Annotated in this window: 13 protein-coding genes; 12 read left to right on the top strand and 1 reads right to left on the bottom strand. The window is 40.7% G+C overall.

The window, feature by feature from the left end:
* Positions 1 to 27: 27 nt before the first annotated feature.
* From A5888_RS03305 to A5888_RS03295, 3 genes are all read left to right on the top strand, one after another.
* Positions 28 to 1,731 carry a glycoside hydrolase family 3 protein gene (locus A5888_RS03305; protein WP_086347817.1) on the top strand — a complete coding sequence of 568 codons (1,704 nt, stop codon included), beginning with the start codon at positions 28 to 30 and terminating at the stop codon, positions 1,729 to 1,731.
* A 37-nt stretch (positions 1,732 to 1,768) separates the two neighbouring features.
* Positions 1,769 to 4,189 carry a glycoside hydrolase family 2 TIM barrel-domain containing protein gene (locus A5888_RS03300; RefSeq protein ID WP_086347816.1) on the top strand — a complete coding sequence of 807 codons (2,421 nt, stop codon included), beginning with the start codon at positions 1,769 to 1,771 and terminating at the stop codon, positions 4,187 to 4,189.
* Between the two features lie 208 nt (positions 4,190 to 4,397).
* Complete coding sequence (locus A5888_RS03295) at positions 4,398 to 4,808, top strand: pyridoxamine 5'-phosphate oxidase family protein (protein WP_170924691.1); 411 nt, start codon at positions 4,398 to 4,400, stop codon at positions 4,806 to 4,808.
* A 143-nt stretch (positions 4,809 to 4,951) separates the two neighbouring features.
* Here the strand turns inward: A5888_RS03295 and A5888_RS03290 are convergent, their stop codons facing one another.
* The gene (locus A5888_RS03290; protein ID WP_086347814.1) at positions 4,952 to 5,998 is read right to left on the bottom strand and encodes a BtrH N-terminal domain-containing protein; all 1,047 of its coding nucleotides are present in this window, start codon (positions 5,996 to 5,998) and stop codon (positions 4,952 to 4,954) included.
* Between the two features lie 373 nt (positions 5,999 to 6,371).
* On the opposite strand from A5888_RS03290, the gene A5888_RS03285 reads away from it, so the two are divergent.
* The 9 genes from A5888_RS03285 (at position 6,372) to A5888_RS03245 (ending at position 18,593) form a co-directional block, all read left to right on the top strand.
* Complete coding sequence (locus A5888_RS03285; protein WP_086347813.1) at positions 6,372 to 8,402, top strand: penicillin-binding transpeptidase domain-containing protein; 2,031 nt, start codon at positions 6,372 to 6,374, stop codon at positions 8,400 to 8,402.
* Between the two features lie 605 nt (positions 8,403 to 9,007).
* A complete protein-coding gene (locus tag A5888_RS03280) occupies positions 9,008 to 10,234 on the top strand; it encodes an L-lactate MFS transporter (RefSeq protein ID WP_086347812.1) in 1,227 nt (408 codons plus the stop codon).
* A gap of 585 nt (positions 10,235 to 10,819) precedes the next feature.
* Positions 10,820 to 13,573: a sigma 54-interacting transcriptional regulator gene (locus A5888_RS03275; protein WP_086347811.1), complete on the top strand. Its 2,754-nt coding sequence runs from the start codon at positions 10,820 to 10,822 to the stop codon at positions 13,571 to 13,573.
* Positions 13,574 to 13,734: 161 nt separating this feature from the next.
* Entirely contained in the window at positions 13,735 to 14,571 is an 837-nt protein-coding gene (locus tag A5888_RS03270; RefSeq protein WP_170924690.1) for a Cof-type HAD-IIB family hydrolase, read from the top strand.
* A 67-nt stretch (positions 14,572 to 14,638) separates the two neighbouring features.
* Entirely contained in the window at positions 14,639 to 15,130 is a 492-nt protein-coding gene (locus tag A5888_RS03265) for a PTS system mannose/fructose/N-acetylgalactosamine-transporter subunit IIB (RefSeq protein ID WP_086347809.1), read from the top strand.
* A gap of 3 nt (positions 15,131 to 15,133) precedes the next feature.
* A complete protein-coding gene (locus A5888_RS03260) occupies positions 15,134 to 15,991 on the top strand; it encodes a PTS mannose/fructose/sorbose/N-acetylgalactosamine transporter subunit IIC (protein ID WP_086347808.1) in 858 nt (285 codons plus the stop codon).
* Complete coding sequence (locus A5888_RS03255; protein WP_086347807.1) at positions 15,984 to 16,826, top strand: PTS system mannose/fructose/sorbose family transporter subunit IID; 843 nt, start codon at positions 15,984 to 15,986, stop codon at positions 16,824 to 16,826. The genes A5888_RS03260 and A5888_RS03255 overlap by 8 nt, the downstream gene beginning before the upstream one ends.
* 179 nt (positions 16,827 to 17,005) lie before the next feature.
* Entirely contained in the window at positions 17,006 to 17,416 is a 411-nt protein-coding gene (locus tag A5888_RS03250) for a PTS sugar transporter subunit IIA (protein WP_086347806.1), read from the top strand.
* 46 nt (positions 17,417 to 17,462) lie between these two features.
* On the top strand, positions 17,463 to 18,593 hold the full coding sequence (locus A5888_RS03245) for a glycoside hydrolase family 88 protein (protein ID WP_249274406.1): 1,131 nt from the start codon (positions 17,463 to 17,465) through the stop codon (positions 18,591 to 18,593).
* Positions 18,594 to 18,596: the final 3 nt, after the last annotated feature.

The raw sequence follows: 18,596 nt of genomic DNA, 5'->3' as shown, positions 1-18,596 counted from the left end.
ATTAAGAAGAGTGCAGGAGGAATACACATGGTTGAATTAATGAAGGCACCATATCATTTAAAGAAGGGTCAAACAATGAAAATCAAACAAATGGTTAGAACGATGACTGTCAGAGAGAAAATTGGCCAGCTCTTTTTTGTCATTGGGCAGGATGAATCAATGGTGGATATTGCGGCTTTTGTTCAAAAATATCAGCCGGGAGGAATGATGTATCGTCCTGCTACGTATAAAAAAATCAAACGTCAAATTGATACAGCGCAAACTGCCAGTTCAATTCCGATGTTTATCGCTGCTAATATAGAGTCTGGTGGAAATGGAATTGTTACAGAGGGAACCTGGGTTGGGATGCCGCTGCAAATTGCTGCAACAAATAATCCGGAAAATGCGTATCATCTAGGCCATGTTGCTGGCGCTGAAGCTCATCAAGTAGGCGTTAATATGGCATTTGCACCAATCGTTGATATTGATTACAATTTCAGAAATCCTATTACAAATACACGAACCTTTGGAGATAATTCTGAGAGGGTACGAGTGATGGCACAGGAACAAATCAGAGGGTTTTCAGACAACGGCATTCTTTCGGTCATCAAGCATTTTCCAGGAGATGGGGTAGATGAAAGAGATCAGCATCTATTGAGTTCGGTCAATTCGCTTTCTGCGGAGGAGTGGATGGACAGCTACGGGAAGCTTTATCATGACTTTATTCAAACAGGCGTCAGCTGTATCATGGTGGGACATATTTATCAGCCAGCATGGGAACGGAAGCTTTCGCCCAAAATCAAAGATAGCGAACTGCTACCGGCCTCTTGTTCCAAATTATTGGTGGAGGGATTACTCAGAGAAAAACTGGGGTTCAATGGTCTTGCTATCACAGATGCGACTCCGATGTTGGGCTACACGACGATCATGTCTCGTAGCGAGCTATTGGTAACCACTATTAACGCCGGAATCGATATGTTGCTTTTTAATAAGAATATTGACGAGGATTATCAAGCGATTTATGCGGCGCTGGAAGATGGTCGGCTTAGTATGGAACGATTGGAGGAGGCCGTTACCCGAATCTTGGCAACAAAGCTGGCGCAAGGTGTATTGTCTGACGAAAGTGAGCGACTTGCTGATTCTGAGGCACCCTCTAAGTTGGATGTAAAAGGACATCAACAGGTAGCGCAAGCCATAGCGAAACAATCGGTTACACTGGTCAAGGATCGTGAACAGTATTTACCGATATCACCACAACGCTATCCTAGGATTCGGTTAGTTGTTCTTGGCGATTTAGACGATGGGGGCTTTAAAGAAGGGGGAAAAGTTGGGCCGCTTTTTAAACGTCAGCTAGAGGAAGCAGGCTTTGAGGTACAGCTTTATGACAATAAAAAGCTGGATTTTCATGAGGTGTTTGAGGAAGGAATCGAAGACCTCCAAAATAAATTTGATTTGGCCTTGTATGTTGCCAATATCGAAACAGCAAGCAATCAAACTGTTACACGATTAAGCTGGAATCATTTGATGGCTGCTAACGCACCTTGGTATGAAAAGGATATTCCGACGGTTTTTATTTCCACTGCAAATCCGTATCATCTATTTGACATCCCTTATGTTTCAACATTTATCAATGCCTATACGGGAAATCCGGCAACGATTGAAGCAACAGTCAGAAAAATCACTGGTCAAGAGGCCTTTGAAGGGATCAGTCCAATCGATCCTTTTTGTGGGGAGTTTTTATCGCAGTTTTGAGCAAGAGATGAAACGAGAAAAGAGAGGGGAAAGAAAAATGAGAACAAAGCAGTTGTTAAATGAGGGCTGGCAATTTCATTTAGGTGCAATTGAGGAGCCTATGAAAACTGTTAGAAAAGCTGCGGCGATTGGCGGACTAACGGCACCTCTTACGAATGAAGAGGGCGAAGTGGTTCTAACCGGAGCAGGTGGAGAGCATTTCTTACGCTTGATTGCACAAGGTGAACGTGACAAGGGACTGGAAATACTGGCGGGGACAAAGCTGACTGGCAGTATTGCTGAGAAATGGACGATGGTCGATTTGCCTCATGACTGGAAGAATGAGCTTCTTTACGTCAATGAGCCGGCACTGTTGATGAGTGGTTCTAAGCCTGATGGTATCGGCTATTATCGTAAAACCTTCACATTAGACGAAGAGCAGGTAGCCGATAAACAGGTCTTTATCCATTTTATGGGTGTGATGCGAATGGCTTCTGTATGGCTGAATGGCGTATTTCTGGGCGATCATTATAGCGGCTATTCAGACTTCTCGTTTGATATCACAGAACTGGTCCGATATGGAGAAGAAGGGACCAATGTTTTGTTGGTAAAAGTGGATACAACAACGGGAGCCGAGGGGTGGTGGTATGAAGGTGCCGGTATCTATAAAGAGGTCTTTTTAGAATTTTTACCGGAAATTCGAATCGACCGACTTGAGACGTTCATAGAAACCACTGCCATAACAGAGCACCAAGCGCAGCTGAAAATTACGCTTGGAGTCACCAATCAAAGCTTTATCGATCAACGGAATCTACGTGTCAGAGCTAGTGTTGTTGGTCAAACAGAGGGATTCGATTTTACACTTGAGGCATTGACCACAACAGATTTTACCTACTCTCAAACAGTGAGTGAGCCCAAGCTGTGGTCTGTACAGTCGCCTCATTTATACACTGCTGAAATCCAATTGTTGTTGGAAAATCAAGTGGTCGATATATATCGACAAACATTTGGCATCCGAACGATCGACTATACGACAACTGGTTTCTATCTAAACGGACAACGAACAGAGCTGAGAGGTGTCTGTGAGCATCAAGATTTTGGTGGTGTGGGGGTCGCGCTGAACAAAGACATCTTGCGTTACAAGCTTTTAAAAATGAAAGAGATGGGTGTAAACGCCTATCGCAGCGCGCATCATTTTGCATCGAAAGAATTGTTAGAGCTGTGTGATGAACTGGGAATGATTGTAATGAATGAAAACCGAATTCTTGAATCCAGTGAATGGCGGGTCGCTGAACTGGAAAAAATGGTCAAGCAGACACGCAATCATCCTTCTGTTTGTTTTTGGTCGCTTTGCAATGAAGAGGTGATCGGCAATACACCACTTGCTGATCGAATCGCTCGAAGGTTAACAGCGGTTCTCCGTAAAGCAACCACACAAAGTCTGATCGTCTCTGCTGAGCTGCTGAATCCGGAGGGTGTCGTGAACGAAAGCTATATGAGCAACTTTGACATCAAGGGTGTAAACTATCCGGAAGCCGGAGTTAATGGAACGGGCTTAATCGCAGTAAAGGAAAAGCATCCGAAATACGCTTACCTCAGCACGGAAAGTGCTTCCTATTTTTCAACTAGAGGAAAGTATAAAGATGCTGGTGAAAATTGTCAGACCTCCAATTTTGGTTCGTTGTATTCGATGGTGCTTCCTGGGGAGCGAAAACGAGGAGAGCCGGGAGTTGGTGGTACGGCATATCCGGAAGAGGTTATGCAGTTTTTGGAAAAGTATCCTTTTATGGGCGGTGTTTTTTTATGGACGTTTATGGATTATTATGGTGAACCTGCACCGTTTTCATGGCCGGGTATCAGCTCGCAGTTTGGTATTACCGATACAGTTGGATTCGAGAAGGATTATTTTTACTATTACCAATCGAAATGGTCAGCTACACCGATGATTCATGTCATGCCTCATTGGAATATAGAAGGATTAATTTTGACTGAGGATGGTCGGACAGAAGTTCGGGTATTCTCAAATTGCCCGGAGGTTGAGCTGTTTATCAATGAGAAAAGCTATGGGAAAAAACAAGCAGGAAAAGAGTATACGACATGGCAGGTTCCCTTTGAAGCGGGTTGCTTGAAAGCTGTAGGCTATGCTGCGAATCAGCGTGTTGAAGATTTCAGGATAACGAGTGGACGAATAGCAGATGTGACGATCAATGAACGCTATAGCGGTGAAAAATATAGGTTATTTGAAATCAATGGTGTGGATCGAGCAGGAAATTTTGTACCGACAGCAGAGTCTGAGGTAGTGGTTTCAGTAAGCGGCGGAACGATTATTGGCCTAGCCAATGGAAATCCAGCTGATTTATCGGGGTATAATATACAAGAAAAATGCCTGTTTTCCGGAAAGCTGATGGTGATTGTTCAGGAAGATGAGGGAATAGAGCCAGAATTGAGCACTTGGTTGAAAGTAAGTGATAATAAATGATATTTCTAGTGTTAACATTGGCGATGATGGTAAAATAAATTTTGGGCTTCAATTTTGTAGGTAGATGTACGATGAAAACAACTATTTCTCTTTCTGTGTTAGTGTGAACTTATAATATGTCTGATTGATGGATATGTGAAGTTGATTATTGTATCGCATTCTTATCGTATTGTGTATAATGAAGAAAAACATCAAGGGGGAAGCAATTGTGATTGAAGAAATTCGCAAGCTGATAGAAAGTAGTAGTTCTTTTTTGCTCTCCACTATTGATAGAAATGGTTTTCCAAATACGATTGTTGTATCGAAGCCAATTGCCAGACTTGATTTTTATACGCTGAAGTTCTATGTAGATGGAGACGGCGGTACGGTAAAGAATATTAAGCAGGACAGTAAAGGGAATGTTTGTTGTTACAATGAAGCAGAGCATCAAAGCTTATTACTAAAAGGGGTCTTCTCGATCCATCCAATCGATGGGTATACAGTGATCGAAGACAGACTAAATGATTATCAAAAATTATTGGATCATAAGAATCCTGTCATTGTTTCTTTTGATGTTTACACAGCGAAGGTACATCAAAATGGAGTGACAGACTTTGAGCAAATTGAAGATAACCTTTGAAAATGCTGAGTTCTGTTTAGTGGTTTTTTTGATCGAACCTAGGTAATCACTAAGAATATCATTGAATTTTCATTTTCTATAGAAACGAGGAACAAGCGTCTACCGGAAGTAACTGGTGGACGCTTGTTTTTTAGTTCGTTTCATTACAGGCTAATGCTCTTCTCCAATGCTACTAATAGCTTAACCTCTGTCCTATACAACTGTTGGATTCCTTCGGACATAGTGGGAAGTAGTGCACGATCTGCGGTTGTATGTAGTGTCCACATAGTATCTGCGAGGTCGTCCCAGAGAGCAGCAAGCTCAGTAAAGGCTGCTCCGATTATTTCTAGTTCATGATTCTCAAGAGTCGGGGCGACCTCCAGTAGAAATTTGCCAAATAAATTTCGGAAAATTCCGCCTCCGGTTCCGCCATCCTTATTGATTTGGAAATAGTTGGTTGCTCCGGCTGTTCGTAGCTTATCATCGTCAAATTTTTTCCAGCTAAGAATCTGCTTGGAGAACTTTTCAATACCTTGTACGCCTTTTAATTTTGCGGCTGGGTATAGCATTTTTTCAATAGTGTTTTTTATGGCGATAGTGATTGGTTCTTTTCTCGGAGGCTGGTAATTTGAAAAATCAAAGCGAATACTCTTATTATTTGCCGGAAAAGGGCGATAATTGCTCCCTCTGGCAAGAGCGAGATCCTCATAAGAAATCCGATGATAGTCGTTGTTCATCTGGCCTTTCGGAGTCCGGATAGGGAAATCAGAGTTATCACGATCACTCAGATAAAAGACGTTTTCTCTGTCATCAAAACCGGCTAGAATAACGGCGTGTCCACCAAAGTGAGTGTTTTCATCCAGTGCAAAATAAGGAAGAAAAGCCATATCGGTATAAATTAGCACTGGCTGATTTGCAAGGATACTTTTTTGCGCCTCTTCAAAAGCTCGTTCATTATTTTTTGGTTTTCGAACAGTCAAAGAAAGTCCTAAATTAGCAGCTAATTTCTTTTCAAACTCAAGAATTTTCGAACGACCTGAGACCATTGGTGAATGCTGCAGATTGATATACGTAAAATCGAGCCCTTCAGCTAATCCGAAAAGCATTTCTTCGGAAAGAGGACAATGATGGTAACTAAATAATTGCTTTAGTGCGTGGGTAATGCAATGTTGTCCACCGGTTGGTGTAAAATTTTCTATAATATGTTTCATCGTGATACCCTCCAAAAATAGTAGTTGATACAGCCAGCTGCTCTGTAAATTTAGTATAAACTCATACGTAAGGAGAGAGTCAAGGGGAAATAGCGGCTTGAGATATGAAAGAAAAAAAGCTGATACATAAATATACGGATGTTGACAATACAGCATTTTTTGTTTGAACAAATGAATAGACCGTAGTCTTTATATAATGCTGTAATCATTTTTTTCAGACGATAAAACAGCTGATTTTATCAGAACCTTAAGAATCTACTAAATAAATGATAACTTTTTATTCGCTAAGCTTTTCTTACGTACAGTAACACTGTAAACTATAGAAGGAAGCAATTACATTTATATTATTGGGCTAATGAAAAGGAGAACTGGCATGGCGGGAATAAGAAATAAGAAGGTAATTATTGGCGTTGTCACTGTTGGTATCATTGCTTGCTCAGTGGCAGGTTATTTTGTAGTGAAGGATCAACAAGAGAAAAAGAAAGTAAGCAGCGCAGTAGATAAATACACAGCAGCATTAACAAAACAGGATTTTTCTAAGTATAGTGCGCTTTTTTCAGAAAAGTCATTCGCTGATCTGGCAACAACAAAAGAAGATGTAGCACAAAGATATACGAATGTTTTTACAGGAATTGGTGTAAATAAGATAGCAGTTGAAAATGTCTCGACAAATAAAAAAGAAGGCGATAGTTATGAGATTTCTTATGAGCTAAAGCTGGATACAGAATTTGGAGAGATCACTACAGAAAAATACACAGTTGCCATGAATAAAAATGAAACGAGCTACTCTTTTGATTGGAAGCCGTCGTTGCTATTTCCGGAGATGGAGGAAGATGATACAGTCAAAGTTGCGACAGATGAAGTAGCACGGGGAGAAATACTGGATAGAAATGGTGTGAAGCTTGCTGAGAACTACGACTATCAGCAGCTAGGAATAACCACAGGACAGCTAGGTGAAGGTGCTGAGCGAGAGCAAAATATACAGGCGATAAGTGAAAAATTCAGCGTTTCAACAGAGATCATCAATGAGAAATTGAATCAGGCGTGGGTAAAAGAGGATTTATTTGTACCGATCAAGACATTGGAAAATGAACTGAGCGCTGCCGAGGTTGCTTCTTTACCGGCAGGCGCGGTCATCGGTCGTACAAATCAGCGGCATTATCCCTTTGGCGAAGCGACGGCTCATCTATTAGGCTATGTTGGTAAAGTCAGCGCAGAAGATATTGAGAAGAATCCGGAGTTGTCGGAAAATCATTCGATTGGGAAATCAGGGTTGGAGGCAGCTTTTGACGAACAGCTGAGGGGAAAAGATGGAGCAAGTATCGATATTGTTGATAAAGACGGACTAGTGAAGAAAACTCTTTTAAAAGCAGAGCGAATAGAGCCTGCGACGATTACTTTGACGATCGATAGCGAAGCGCAGAAGATCGCTTATGATTCTTTAGGCGGAAAGCCTGCAACAGCTGTAATTTCAAGCCCTAAAACGGGAGAGTTGCTGGTTGCAACAGGTGCGCCTTCCTATAATCCGAATAAAATGGTCTTAGGTATTTCGGAAGCGGACTATAAGAGCTATGCGGATGATACGAATTTACCTTTTATGGCACGTTTTGCTAATCGATATGCTCCCGGCTCGACCTTCAAAACGATTACGGCTGCGATAGGTTTGGACTCAGGGCACATCACGACGACAGAAGAAAGAAATATCGACGGACTGAAATGGCAAAAGGATGAAAGCTGGGGCGGATTCTGGACGACTCGAGTAAAGGAAACGCCGGTTGTTGATTTGAAAAAGGCATTGGTCTATTCAGATAATATTTTCTTTGCACAAAAAAGCTTGGAGATGGGGGAAGAGGTATTTCGTAACGGACTGAATAAGTTCATTTTTGGCGAAGAACTGGATTTGCCAATTTACGTTGAGCCTGCGAGTATATCCAATGAAGCGACCTTCAATTCAGAGATTCATTTAGCAGATACAGCGTACGGACAGGGCGAGCTGATGATTTCGCCAATTTCTCAACTGGCAATGTATAGCGTGTTTATGAATGACGGTGCAATTGTTTATCCTCAAATCGTAAAGGACCAAGAGGTAAAAACGAAAAAAGATGTAGTTAGTTCAGATGCTGCAAATACGGTACTGAACGACTTGATCGATAGTGTCGCTTCACCGGAAGGCTATGTGTATAGCTTGAACAATCCTGATTTCACTTTGGCTGCGAAAACAGGAACAGCTGAAATAAAAGAAAAGCAGGATACCTTGGGGACAGAAAATAGCTTCTTACTATTTTTCGATGTGAATAATCGTAACTTTATGGGATTGATCATGTCTGAAAACTCAAGAGACAACGGAACTGCAACAGAGAAAGCAGGAAGTCTAGTTCAATATTTGGAGCAGCACTATAAGTAATGGATCAGTAATAGAATAAGTTTTGTTAGTTATTTTGGTTTGTAAGATAGGACACATTCATTTCGATGATGGTCCTATCTTTTTTTGATAAGAAATAAGAGAGAGCAGAGAAAACTTCATTGTTTGGTCTATATAAGAGAAAAAGTATTCTTATATTGAAGGTTCAAGTCACACAGTCAGGACTGTCAATATCGTTTGAGAATCCCTTTAAAACAGTATTTTTGTATTTGACTTATTTACCTGTACTGGTACAATGAATGTTAAATAATAATTGTTATATAAAAGGGGGCTTCTATGGTCGATATCAGAGAATGGGGATTTATGACATTTGTGCAAACAAATGAATAGTGAAAAACTATTGAGGGGGTATTTGCTGATAGAGAATAAGTAATGAGGAGGAAGCTGCCAAAGAAATCTGGTAAGCGCTTCTATTTTTTCTTTGGAACAATAAATCGAGGTTGTTCCATAAAGCAGTATAAAAATTGATAATGAATAGAAGACATACGAATGGATAGAGTTTTGATCGATCGTGTAATTATGTTGCATGATTTTAGAATATAACATTTACAATCTGTATGCCGCTATGATGATGAGGAGAGAGTTAAGTGAGTAAAGTGAAAAACCGGTGGCTTATTGCGCTGGCAGGCGTATCTGTACACTTGTCGATAGGGTCTGCGTATGCTTGGAGCATTTATACGAAACCAATCAATGAATTGACAGGGTGGTCACCGACCTCCATTTCGTTTGCTTTCAGTATAGCCATTTTTTGTCTGGGTATATCTGCTGCATTTATGGGGAAATTTGTTGAGCGTTTTGGTCCTAAAACGACCGGAACTGTGGCCTCCATTTTCTTTGGTGTCGGTATTGCATCAACAGGCCTGGCAATTCAGCTTCAGTCACTGCCGTTACTATATGTGACATATGGTCTTATTGGCGGAATTGGTTTAGGTTCAGGGTATGTGACGCCTGTATCTACAATGATTCGCTGGTTTCCAGATAGAAGAGGCTTAGCTACTGGCTTGGCGATCATGGGCTTTGGTTTTGCTTCGCTGATCACCAGTCCGATTGCACAATTTTTGATGGGTAAAGTAGGGATTTCCAATACTTTTTATATTTTGGGCGCAATGTATTTTTGTGTGATGTTTCTTGCGTCACGCTACCTTGAAAAACCACCTGTAGGCTGGACGCCGGCTGGTATGACTGAAGAGAAGAAAGAATTTTCCGGTAAAAAGATAGAAGCTTCAGATGGGCTTACTGCCAATGAAGCTATTCGAACACAGAAATTTTGGATGCTGTGGATCATGCTGTTCCTAAATATCACTTGTGGTATCGGGATTGTATCTGCTGCATCACCAATGGCACAGGAAATGACTGGGATGTCAGGTCCCATGGCTGCTGCTATGGTTGGGATCATGGGTATTTTCAACGGCTTGGGTCGTTTGTTCTGGGCAACGATTTCTGATAAATTTGGCCGACCGATAGTGTATTCTACCATTTTTGTCGTCAATGCTTTAGCATTGACTGCACTGTATTTTTCAAGCTCGGCACTATTCTTTGCGGCATTGGTTTGCATCATCATGACCTGTTATGGCGCTGGCTTCTCAATAATTCCAGCATACATTGGTGATGTTTTCGGAATGAAAGAGGTCGGCGCGATCCACGGCTATATTTTGACAGCCTGGGCAGCAGCTGGCGTCGTCGGACCTGTATTATTGTCTACTGTTAAGCAGATGACAGACGGATACACGACAACTTTGTTGATTTTCATTATTTTGTCAGCAATTGCGTTTACAGTATCATTGATTATGCGTAGAAAGCTTGCGCAAAAGTAGTAGATAAAAATCAACAAAGTATGGAATAAGGTTTTGATTGACTTGTATCAAAATAAGAACTTCTTTCATTAGAAAAATGGTGATTGCCACTTTCTGATTGAAAGAAGTTTTTTTATACCGCGTGTTTTCAGCTAAATAATATAGAAACCAATATAAAATTAGATAAGCTTCTCCTGGCTTTCATACATAAATAGTCAACCTTCGACAGATTAATGGCAGATTAAAAATTAGTTTGTCTCATCTGCTTCTTACTCAAGCATCATGTATCCTTACTAACAAGTAACGGTCGAATCCAGTATTTTGGTACTTGTTCTTTTGTAAAACAGGGAACAAAGTACGAAACTTCTCTTCGACACATTATTGGTATGATTCTTGCTTATAAAAAAGAGAAGTAGATCGAGTTGATAATCAAAAATTTCCTTTTTTAAATCCTCTCGTTCTGAGATCGCTGACTTTTTGATAGGGATATCTTGATTCCTGTTATCACGAAGCAGAGGTGCGCAAAATGTTTATAGCTGTTGTGAAAAAAAACTTGTTTGTAGCAACGCCTTTAGTATAATTAGAGTGAAAATCAGGAGGAGAACCATGTCGAAACAGGAAATATTACACGCATTGGAGCAAGCGACAAAAGAACTATCCAAAGTTTCTGCCGATGATCGACTGACGACCGAAGGGATTTGTGAAGAAGTTGGTATTCAGCGAAACACGGCAAGTCAATATTTGAATGAATTTATTCGAGAGCAGCTGGCATTCAAAGTGAAGAGCCGTCCGGCAATTTACTTTCATAAGGCAGTATTTGAAGAAAAATTTTTTCCGGTGCATCATGAGATATACGAGAGTCTGGAGCAGCTCCTCAAGGAAAAAGGAAGGGGAGAAGCGTCTGTGGAAAGTCATGTATTTGACGATGTGATTGGGGCTTTTTCCAGCTTGCAGCCAGCTATTGACCAGATCAAGTCTTCTATGTTTTATCCGGGAATTGGGCTGCCGATGATTTTTTATGGAGATACTGGTGTGGGTAAAAGTTTATTGGCAAGAAAAACCTATGCGTTTTCTGTTGATCAACAGTTGATTGCATCGGATGCGCCTTTCTTAGAGCTGAACTGTGCGCAGTATTATCATAACCAAGAGTTGTTGAGTAGTATTCTTTTTGGCTATAAAAAAGGAGCTTTTACAGGAGCTGACGAAGATAATGTCGGACTGCTTGAAGCTGCAGATGGTGGTATCTTGTTTTTGGATGAGTGTCACCGCCTTTCGCCGGAAAGCCAAGAGAAACTGTTTACCTTCATGGATACGCAAAGCTTTTCGCGACTTGGCGAGAACAATCGAAGAAGAAAATCTAAGGTTCGTCTAGTTTTTGCGACGACAGAAGATATTCATGCTAATTTTTTACGAACATTCACCCGACGTGTGCCAATAACCATCAACATCCCTACATTACAGGAACGAACAAAGCAGGAAACAATGGAATACATTTATACCTTCTTTATTCGAGAAAGTCGAAAATTTGATCGCCCACTTCTGATCACACCTTGGATCATGAATCGATTGTTGGCATTGACTTACCGCGACAATGTCGGAGAGTTGAAAAACCTAATCAAAATTATTTGCGCAAATGCCTATAGTAAACAGGCGAACAGTGGGGCACTAATTACTATAAATGCTGAAATTTTGGAAAGTAGTCTACTGTCAAAATTTTTGGCGCTGAAGGAAATTGATTCAACTGAAAAGCAGGATATTCTGATCGAACCTCAAAGTGAGGTCAATGATTTTATGCGAACGGAAAATGCGGACACCTTGATGTTTAAAAGTATTTTCAAAGTTGTTGAACGCGTATTTGAGCACTATCAGCAGCAACGCATGACAGCTGAAGAGGTTATTCAACAGCTTGCCAGAGAAGTTAGTACGGTGATTGAGAAGTTGGTCTACGAGGATGGGAAAGAAGGCCATACCTTGAAGCTGTTGCGAAGTACCATCAAAGAACTGGTCAGCTTTCTCGAAACCAATTTCTTTGTCCGTATTAGTGGGAACTCAATTGTAGCGCTGACGAGTTACTTATATAAACGCAATAGCTTTTCTGTTGAACTGCTAAGTTTTAAGCCCAAAATGCTGGAAACCATTCAGGATTTTATTCTGGTCAATCTATTGATGGAACAAAAGATACTCAACGCGTTACTGGAGTTGATTGAGTCAAAGCTTGATGTAGTGCTGAATGAATCTGAAAAGATTTTACTGGCCTTCTATTTGAAAGGTCTGGATCTCGAGGTGAGAAAACCGGAGATTCGTAGTGTGATTCTAGCACACGGCTTTTCAACGGCCAGTAGTATTGCCGATGTAGTCAACCGCTTTATGGAAGAGCATTTGTTTGATTCGTTTGATATGCCCTTCAATGTTCATTTGGATAAGGTGGAAGAATATATGCGTCATTATATCCGTAGTAATGACTGTAGCAAAGGGTTGGTGATTTTGGCAGATATGGGCTCTTTGATGGCATTGACTGAAAGTCTTGAAGACGAGCTGACCGGACCAATGCTCATTATCAATAATGTGACGACACAACAAGCGCTTTTTACCGCAGAAATGATCAAAAAGGGGATAGATTTTGAAGTGATTGGTGAGCGATTGAGCGAAGCGATTCATATGGATTACAAAGTCGTCTACCCAGCTATCGCAAAACAACCGTTGATTATTACTGTTTGCCATACAGGTTTAGGTGCAGCGCAGCAGCTGAAAGAATTCTTGGAGAGCAGCTTACCAGAATCACTTGGCTATCAAGTAGAAGCTGTAGATTATCACTATTTAAAAAAGTATGGTAGTGAGAATACTTTATTCAAGCAGTATGATATCCAGGGAATTGTCGGAACGGCCGATCCGGGGATTGCTGAAGTAGCGTTTGTTGCTTTTGAGGATTTGATTTCCGGTCAAGGACATGAAAGCGTAGATAAAATCTTTCATGGTATTCAAGATGAACAGGTCAGACGAGAAATCAACAACAATTTGGTTCGGAATTTATCGATCGAGCGTTTACTCTCTGCTATTACGATTCTTGATGTGAAGCGAGTGATTGCTTATATTGATGAAGCCATAGAGATAATGGAACGAAGATTGAAAATCGAATTGACTAATAGCAAAAAGGCAATAGTGTATGTTCATATCGCAAGTCTGGTTGAACGATTGATTCGAAATCAAGAAGTGTTGACCTACCAAGGGATGGCTGATGCGGGACGACGAGAAATACTACAAATTATTGCTGAAGCATTAGAAATTGTCGAAATCTCATACAGTATTAAAATCAGTGAATATGAGCTGAATTATCTCTATGACATTATCTACGATAATTGATAATGGAGTGGATGAACTCTTGGGAATTTATGAAGGAAGTCTGGACAACGATTCAGACTTCCTTTTGCTTGAGGTATACTACTTCTTTTTCACTCTTAAGTTTGCTTATACAGACACAAGTTGGCACAGTTCTTGCTTTATATAAAGCAGGAGGTGAAAAAATGAAATTAGTCGCAATCGATCTAGATGGCACGCTGCTAAACAGTCAACATAAGCTTTCAAAAGAGAATGTAAAAGCGGTTCGTGCCACAGAAAAAGCAGGAGCAAAGATAGTGATTGCAACGGGGCGTTCAGTTGTTTCAGCAAAAGAAATCGTGTCTCAGCTTGGTATCTCAGCATATATATTGGCATTGAATGGCACTTATATTATTGAAGTAGATAGGTATGGTGAGCAGAAAGAGTTGAGACGAAGCATACTTGATAAAGAAAAGCTTGCACGCGCTTTTCAGGTTACTCAAAAGCTGGGAGTAACCTTTATTGCCAGTAATGAACACCAAAGTGATCGAGTCGTTGTGGATGATGGGACTGAGCTGGTACAAGAATTTTTCATCGAAAGACCAGATTTACAAAGACTGTCGATACAGGATATGACAGAAAAGCTAATGGATACATCCACAACTTATTTAAAAGCAGCTTTTACAAATCGTAATAGAGAGAAGCTACATGAGCTTAAAAAAGCTTTGGCAGAGATTGGGATCGACACAATTTTTTCCGATACTTATTATATAGAATATATGTCGGACGGAATCAACAAAGGGTGGGCGCTCGAATATCTTGCTAATCATCTGGGGATCTCATTACAGGAAACGATTGCTATCGGAGATCAGGAAAATGATATCGAAATGCTGCTAAAAAGCGGTTTAGGAATTGCAATGGGCAATGCAGCACCTCATGTGAAAGATGTAGCGAATCACGTCACTTTGACAAATGACCAGAATGGTGTAGCAGAAATACTAAGAAACTTGCAGATATCTACTGATTTTTCAGAAACACCGTAGTTTCGACAGAATATTGGCATGATACTTGCTTATAAGTAAAGGGAAGAACAAAGGAGGAGAGGAACAAATGATTTCAATGATTCGTATTGATGATCGTCTAGTCCACGGACAAGTAGCGGTGAAGTGGTCAAAGCAATTGGGAATTAGTCGTATCATCGTGGTGAGTGATTCAATTGCTCAAAATGAAATTCAGGTAAGTGCATTAAAAATGGCTGCGCCATCAGGGGTTAAAGTTGCTGTATTATCACTTGAGAAAGCAATCAGTATTTTAAATGATCCACGTTCGAAAAGCTTAAAAATTTTAGTGGTGACGAATGATCCAGTGTATGTTGCAGGTTTGTTGCCCCATTTGGAAGAAAAAACGCCAACCTTAAATATGGCAAATTATGGACGGATTGGTGGAACATTATCAGATAAAGAAAAAATTACTGAAACTGTTTATTTGTCAGAAGCGGATAAAGAAGTACTGAGAACTGTTTTCTCAGGAGGACATGATTTTAATTATCAACCATTACCGGATGATGCACCACAATCGCTAAAACAATTGATCGGGGGATAAAAAATGTTAGTGAATGCATTAATTGTAGGATTTGTTGTTGCTTTTGCCAAATTTGTCGATTGGTGGGGTTCTACGCAGCTTGCTCGCCCCATTTTTATTGTGGCACTTTTAGGATTTTTATTGGGTCATCCGACAGAAGGGATCGTTATGGGTGCTCAGTTGGAGTTGATTTTCCTTGGAAATGTCAGCTTAGGTGGAGTAATGCCTTCTGATATCACACTAGGCTCAATCTTTGGTGCGGCTTTTGCGATGATCGTTGGCTCTGATTTGAACGTAGCGATTGCCCTTGCTGTACCTATTTCTATGCTAGGAACATTATTATATTCTGTTATGAAAATGGTCATTACTTCGTTGGTTCCGCGTTTTGAAAAGTACATTCAAGATAAGAATTATAAAGGCTTTAATCGATTGTGGAACTTGCAGTTTTGGGGCTTTGAATTGGTTTACTTTTTACTAGGTTTCATTGTTATTCTGGTAGGCTCAGATGCGGTCAAAGCCTTTGTGGATTGGCTGCCTGAATGGGTACAAAGCTCGATGACGGTCGCTTCTACGATGCTTCCTGCAATTGGCCTTGCCCTACTATTGAAAATGTTATGGCAGAAATCACTTGCGCCTTATTATTTCTTAGGCTTTGCGTTAGGTGCATTCTTCTTTTACCAAAAAGTCACAGAGGTGAAAGACGGTGTGATCACAACACAATCTTCAAGTATCTTGAGCTTGGTGCAAATCGCATTTGTAGGATTTATTGTCGCAGCACTAGTTGTTATGTCAGAGCTTAAAAGCAACAAACAGGCAACGAATACAGCGATGAATAACATGAGTGAGACGGGGAACGATGAGGAGGATTTCTTCAATGACTAAAAATGAAATGTTTAAGCTGACAAAAGATGAGCGAAAAACGGTATCAAAAATGTTTTGGCGTAATCAGTATCTGATGTTTTGTACAAGCTATACGAAGCAACAAGGGATCACATACGGTTGGCTGATGGCCCCGTTTTTACAGAAGGTTTACGGGAAGGATACACCAGAATTTTATGAAGCGATGGGACGACAGTTAGATTTTTTCAATACAGCTCCGGCAATGAACGGATTCATTTCAGCCTTGAATTTATCAATGGAAGAAGAGAATAAACAATTACTTGATGAAGGGAAAAGCTTTGATACGACAGCAATTTCGGCATTGAAAACGTCATTGATGGGCCCTTTGGCTGGTATCGGCGACGCCATTTATTTATCGGTCTTGCGGGTCATTGCAACAGGTGTGGCGCTTGGCTTAAGCGAGCAGGGGAATATTTTGGGCCCGATTCTGTTTCTATTGATCGTGAATGTTCCGAATATGTTGATTCGGTGGTACACAACGGTCATTGGGTATAAAGCAGGTGGACAATTTATCTCTGAGGCAATGCGATCTGGTACCTTTGCAGCAATCACGAAAGGTGCAGCAGTTCTTGGGTTGATTATGACTGGGGCAATGACTGCACAATTTGTCACCTTCAAAACAACATTTACGGCTGAATTGTCAGGAACGACATTTAATCTGCAAAATGTCTTTGATTCAATTATGCCCGGCTTGTTGCCATTAGGAATCACGATGATTTGTTTTGCATACCTTAGAAAGTACAATCGTCCGGTTCGTGCACTAGTTGCAATGTTTGTTCTGGCGATTTTGATGACTGTTTTAGGAATTGCTGGTTAAAAATGAAAGAGTTGAGTCGGTTCGACAGATAAGTCGATCTGGCTGACTCTTTTCTTTTTTCTTAAAGTTCTACGGAAAACGAATGGAATAATAAGGAAATCAGACAGATAACTTGTTCGACAGAAAATGGCACGCTTTTTGCTTATAGACAAATGATATTAAGGAAATGAGGGCGACGAATGAATAAAAAATACTTTTTGATATCTCATAATGAATTTGCTTTTGGTTTGAAAAAAGCGTTGGAAATGATTGTTGGAAAACAAGATAATTTATGGGCTTACGGACTCATGCCAGGTGAACATCCGGACGATATTATTGCTGAAATCGAATCACAGCTTAGCGATGAAACTGAGGCTGTGATTTTAGGGGACATTGCCGGAGGTAGTGTCTGTAATTCAGCAATGCGACTAACGACCATGAAAAATGTGGTTCTTATAACAGGGGTCAATCTCCCTCTTGCGATGGAAATCATTATTTCTCAAGTAACGGAAGAACAAGCAATTGATTCCTTGGTTGAGAGAACACGACAAAGCATGAAAATTGTGACAGTCTCACCGATCCAAAAAGAAACCGATAGTGATTTCTTTTAAGCTAGAAGTAAATGACAGAAATTATCAAATAGAAGGAGAGAGTACATTGATCAATAAGGAACAGCAATGGGCAAAAGCAATTTTTGAGAAAATCGATCACAAGCTGACCCTGGAAGCAGAGCGTTTAGGCGATCGAATTCCTTACATACCTGATGGGATTTCCGGTAAGTATGAGGAAGATATGGGGGAATCTGATCCGGTTTGGTGGACCAACGGTTTTTGGTCTGGCATGATGTGGCAGATGTATCATGCAACAGGAAAAGAAATTTATAAGCAAACAGCACAAGCAAATGAAGAACGATTGGATCAAGCTTTTGATATTTATACAGGGCTCCACCATGATGTCGGCTTTATGTGGCTACACACAGCAGTAGCAAATTTTCGGCTGACTGAAAATGAACGATCAAAAGCTAGGGGGCTTCATGCCGCTCATCTTTTGGCAGGTCGTTATAACCCCAAAGGAAAGTTTATTCGTTCGTGGAATCGTGATCGTTCCGGTTGGGTCATTGTTGATTCCATGTTGAATATTCCACTTTTGTACTGGGCAAAGGAAACGCTTGGTGATCCTCGCTTTGGTTTTATCGCAGAAGATCATGCGGATAAGGTCATGTCAGCGATTGTCCGACCAGATGGCTCAGTGAATCATATAGGTGTGTTCGATCCGATGACTGGAGAATTATTGGAAACCCCTGGTGGACAAGGGTACGCGTCAGGCTCTTCTTGGTCTAGGGGACAGTCATGGGCGATCTATGGTTTTGCATTAAGCTATCTGCATACGGGGAAAATGGACTACTTAGATACGGCAAAAAAAGTGGCTCATTACTTTATCTCAGAAGTATCTAAGACGGGCTGGATACCTGTTGTTGATTTTCGCGCACCAAAAGAACCTGTCATGATTGATACCTCTGCTGGCTTATGTGCTGCCTGTGGTTTGTTAGAAATTGCCAAGCATGTTGGCGAGTATGAAAAAGATTTATATAGCGAAGCAGCACTGAACATTCTGAAAGCGACGGAAGGTAGCTATGCGATTTGGGATAAAGCAAAAGATGGCTTGATTGATGGAGCTACGGGAGACTATCATTCTGAAAATTGGACAGAGGTGCCGATCATTTATTCGGATTACTATTTTGTTGAAGCTGTTTTACGTTTGCTAGATAAGGATTTCTTGATTTGGTAGTAG

The organism is Enterococcus sp. 9E7_DIV0242 (assembly GCF_002140975.2).
GTDB classification, from domain to species: Bacteria; Bacillota; Bacilli; order Lactobacillales; family Enterococcaceae; genus Enterococcus_L; species Enterococcus_L clewellii.
Note: the sequence above shows the minus strand (reverse complement) of the source record. Positions and strands in the feature narration are given on the sequence as shown.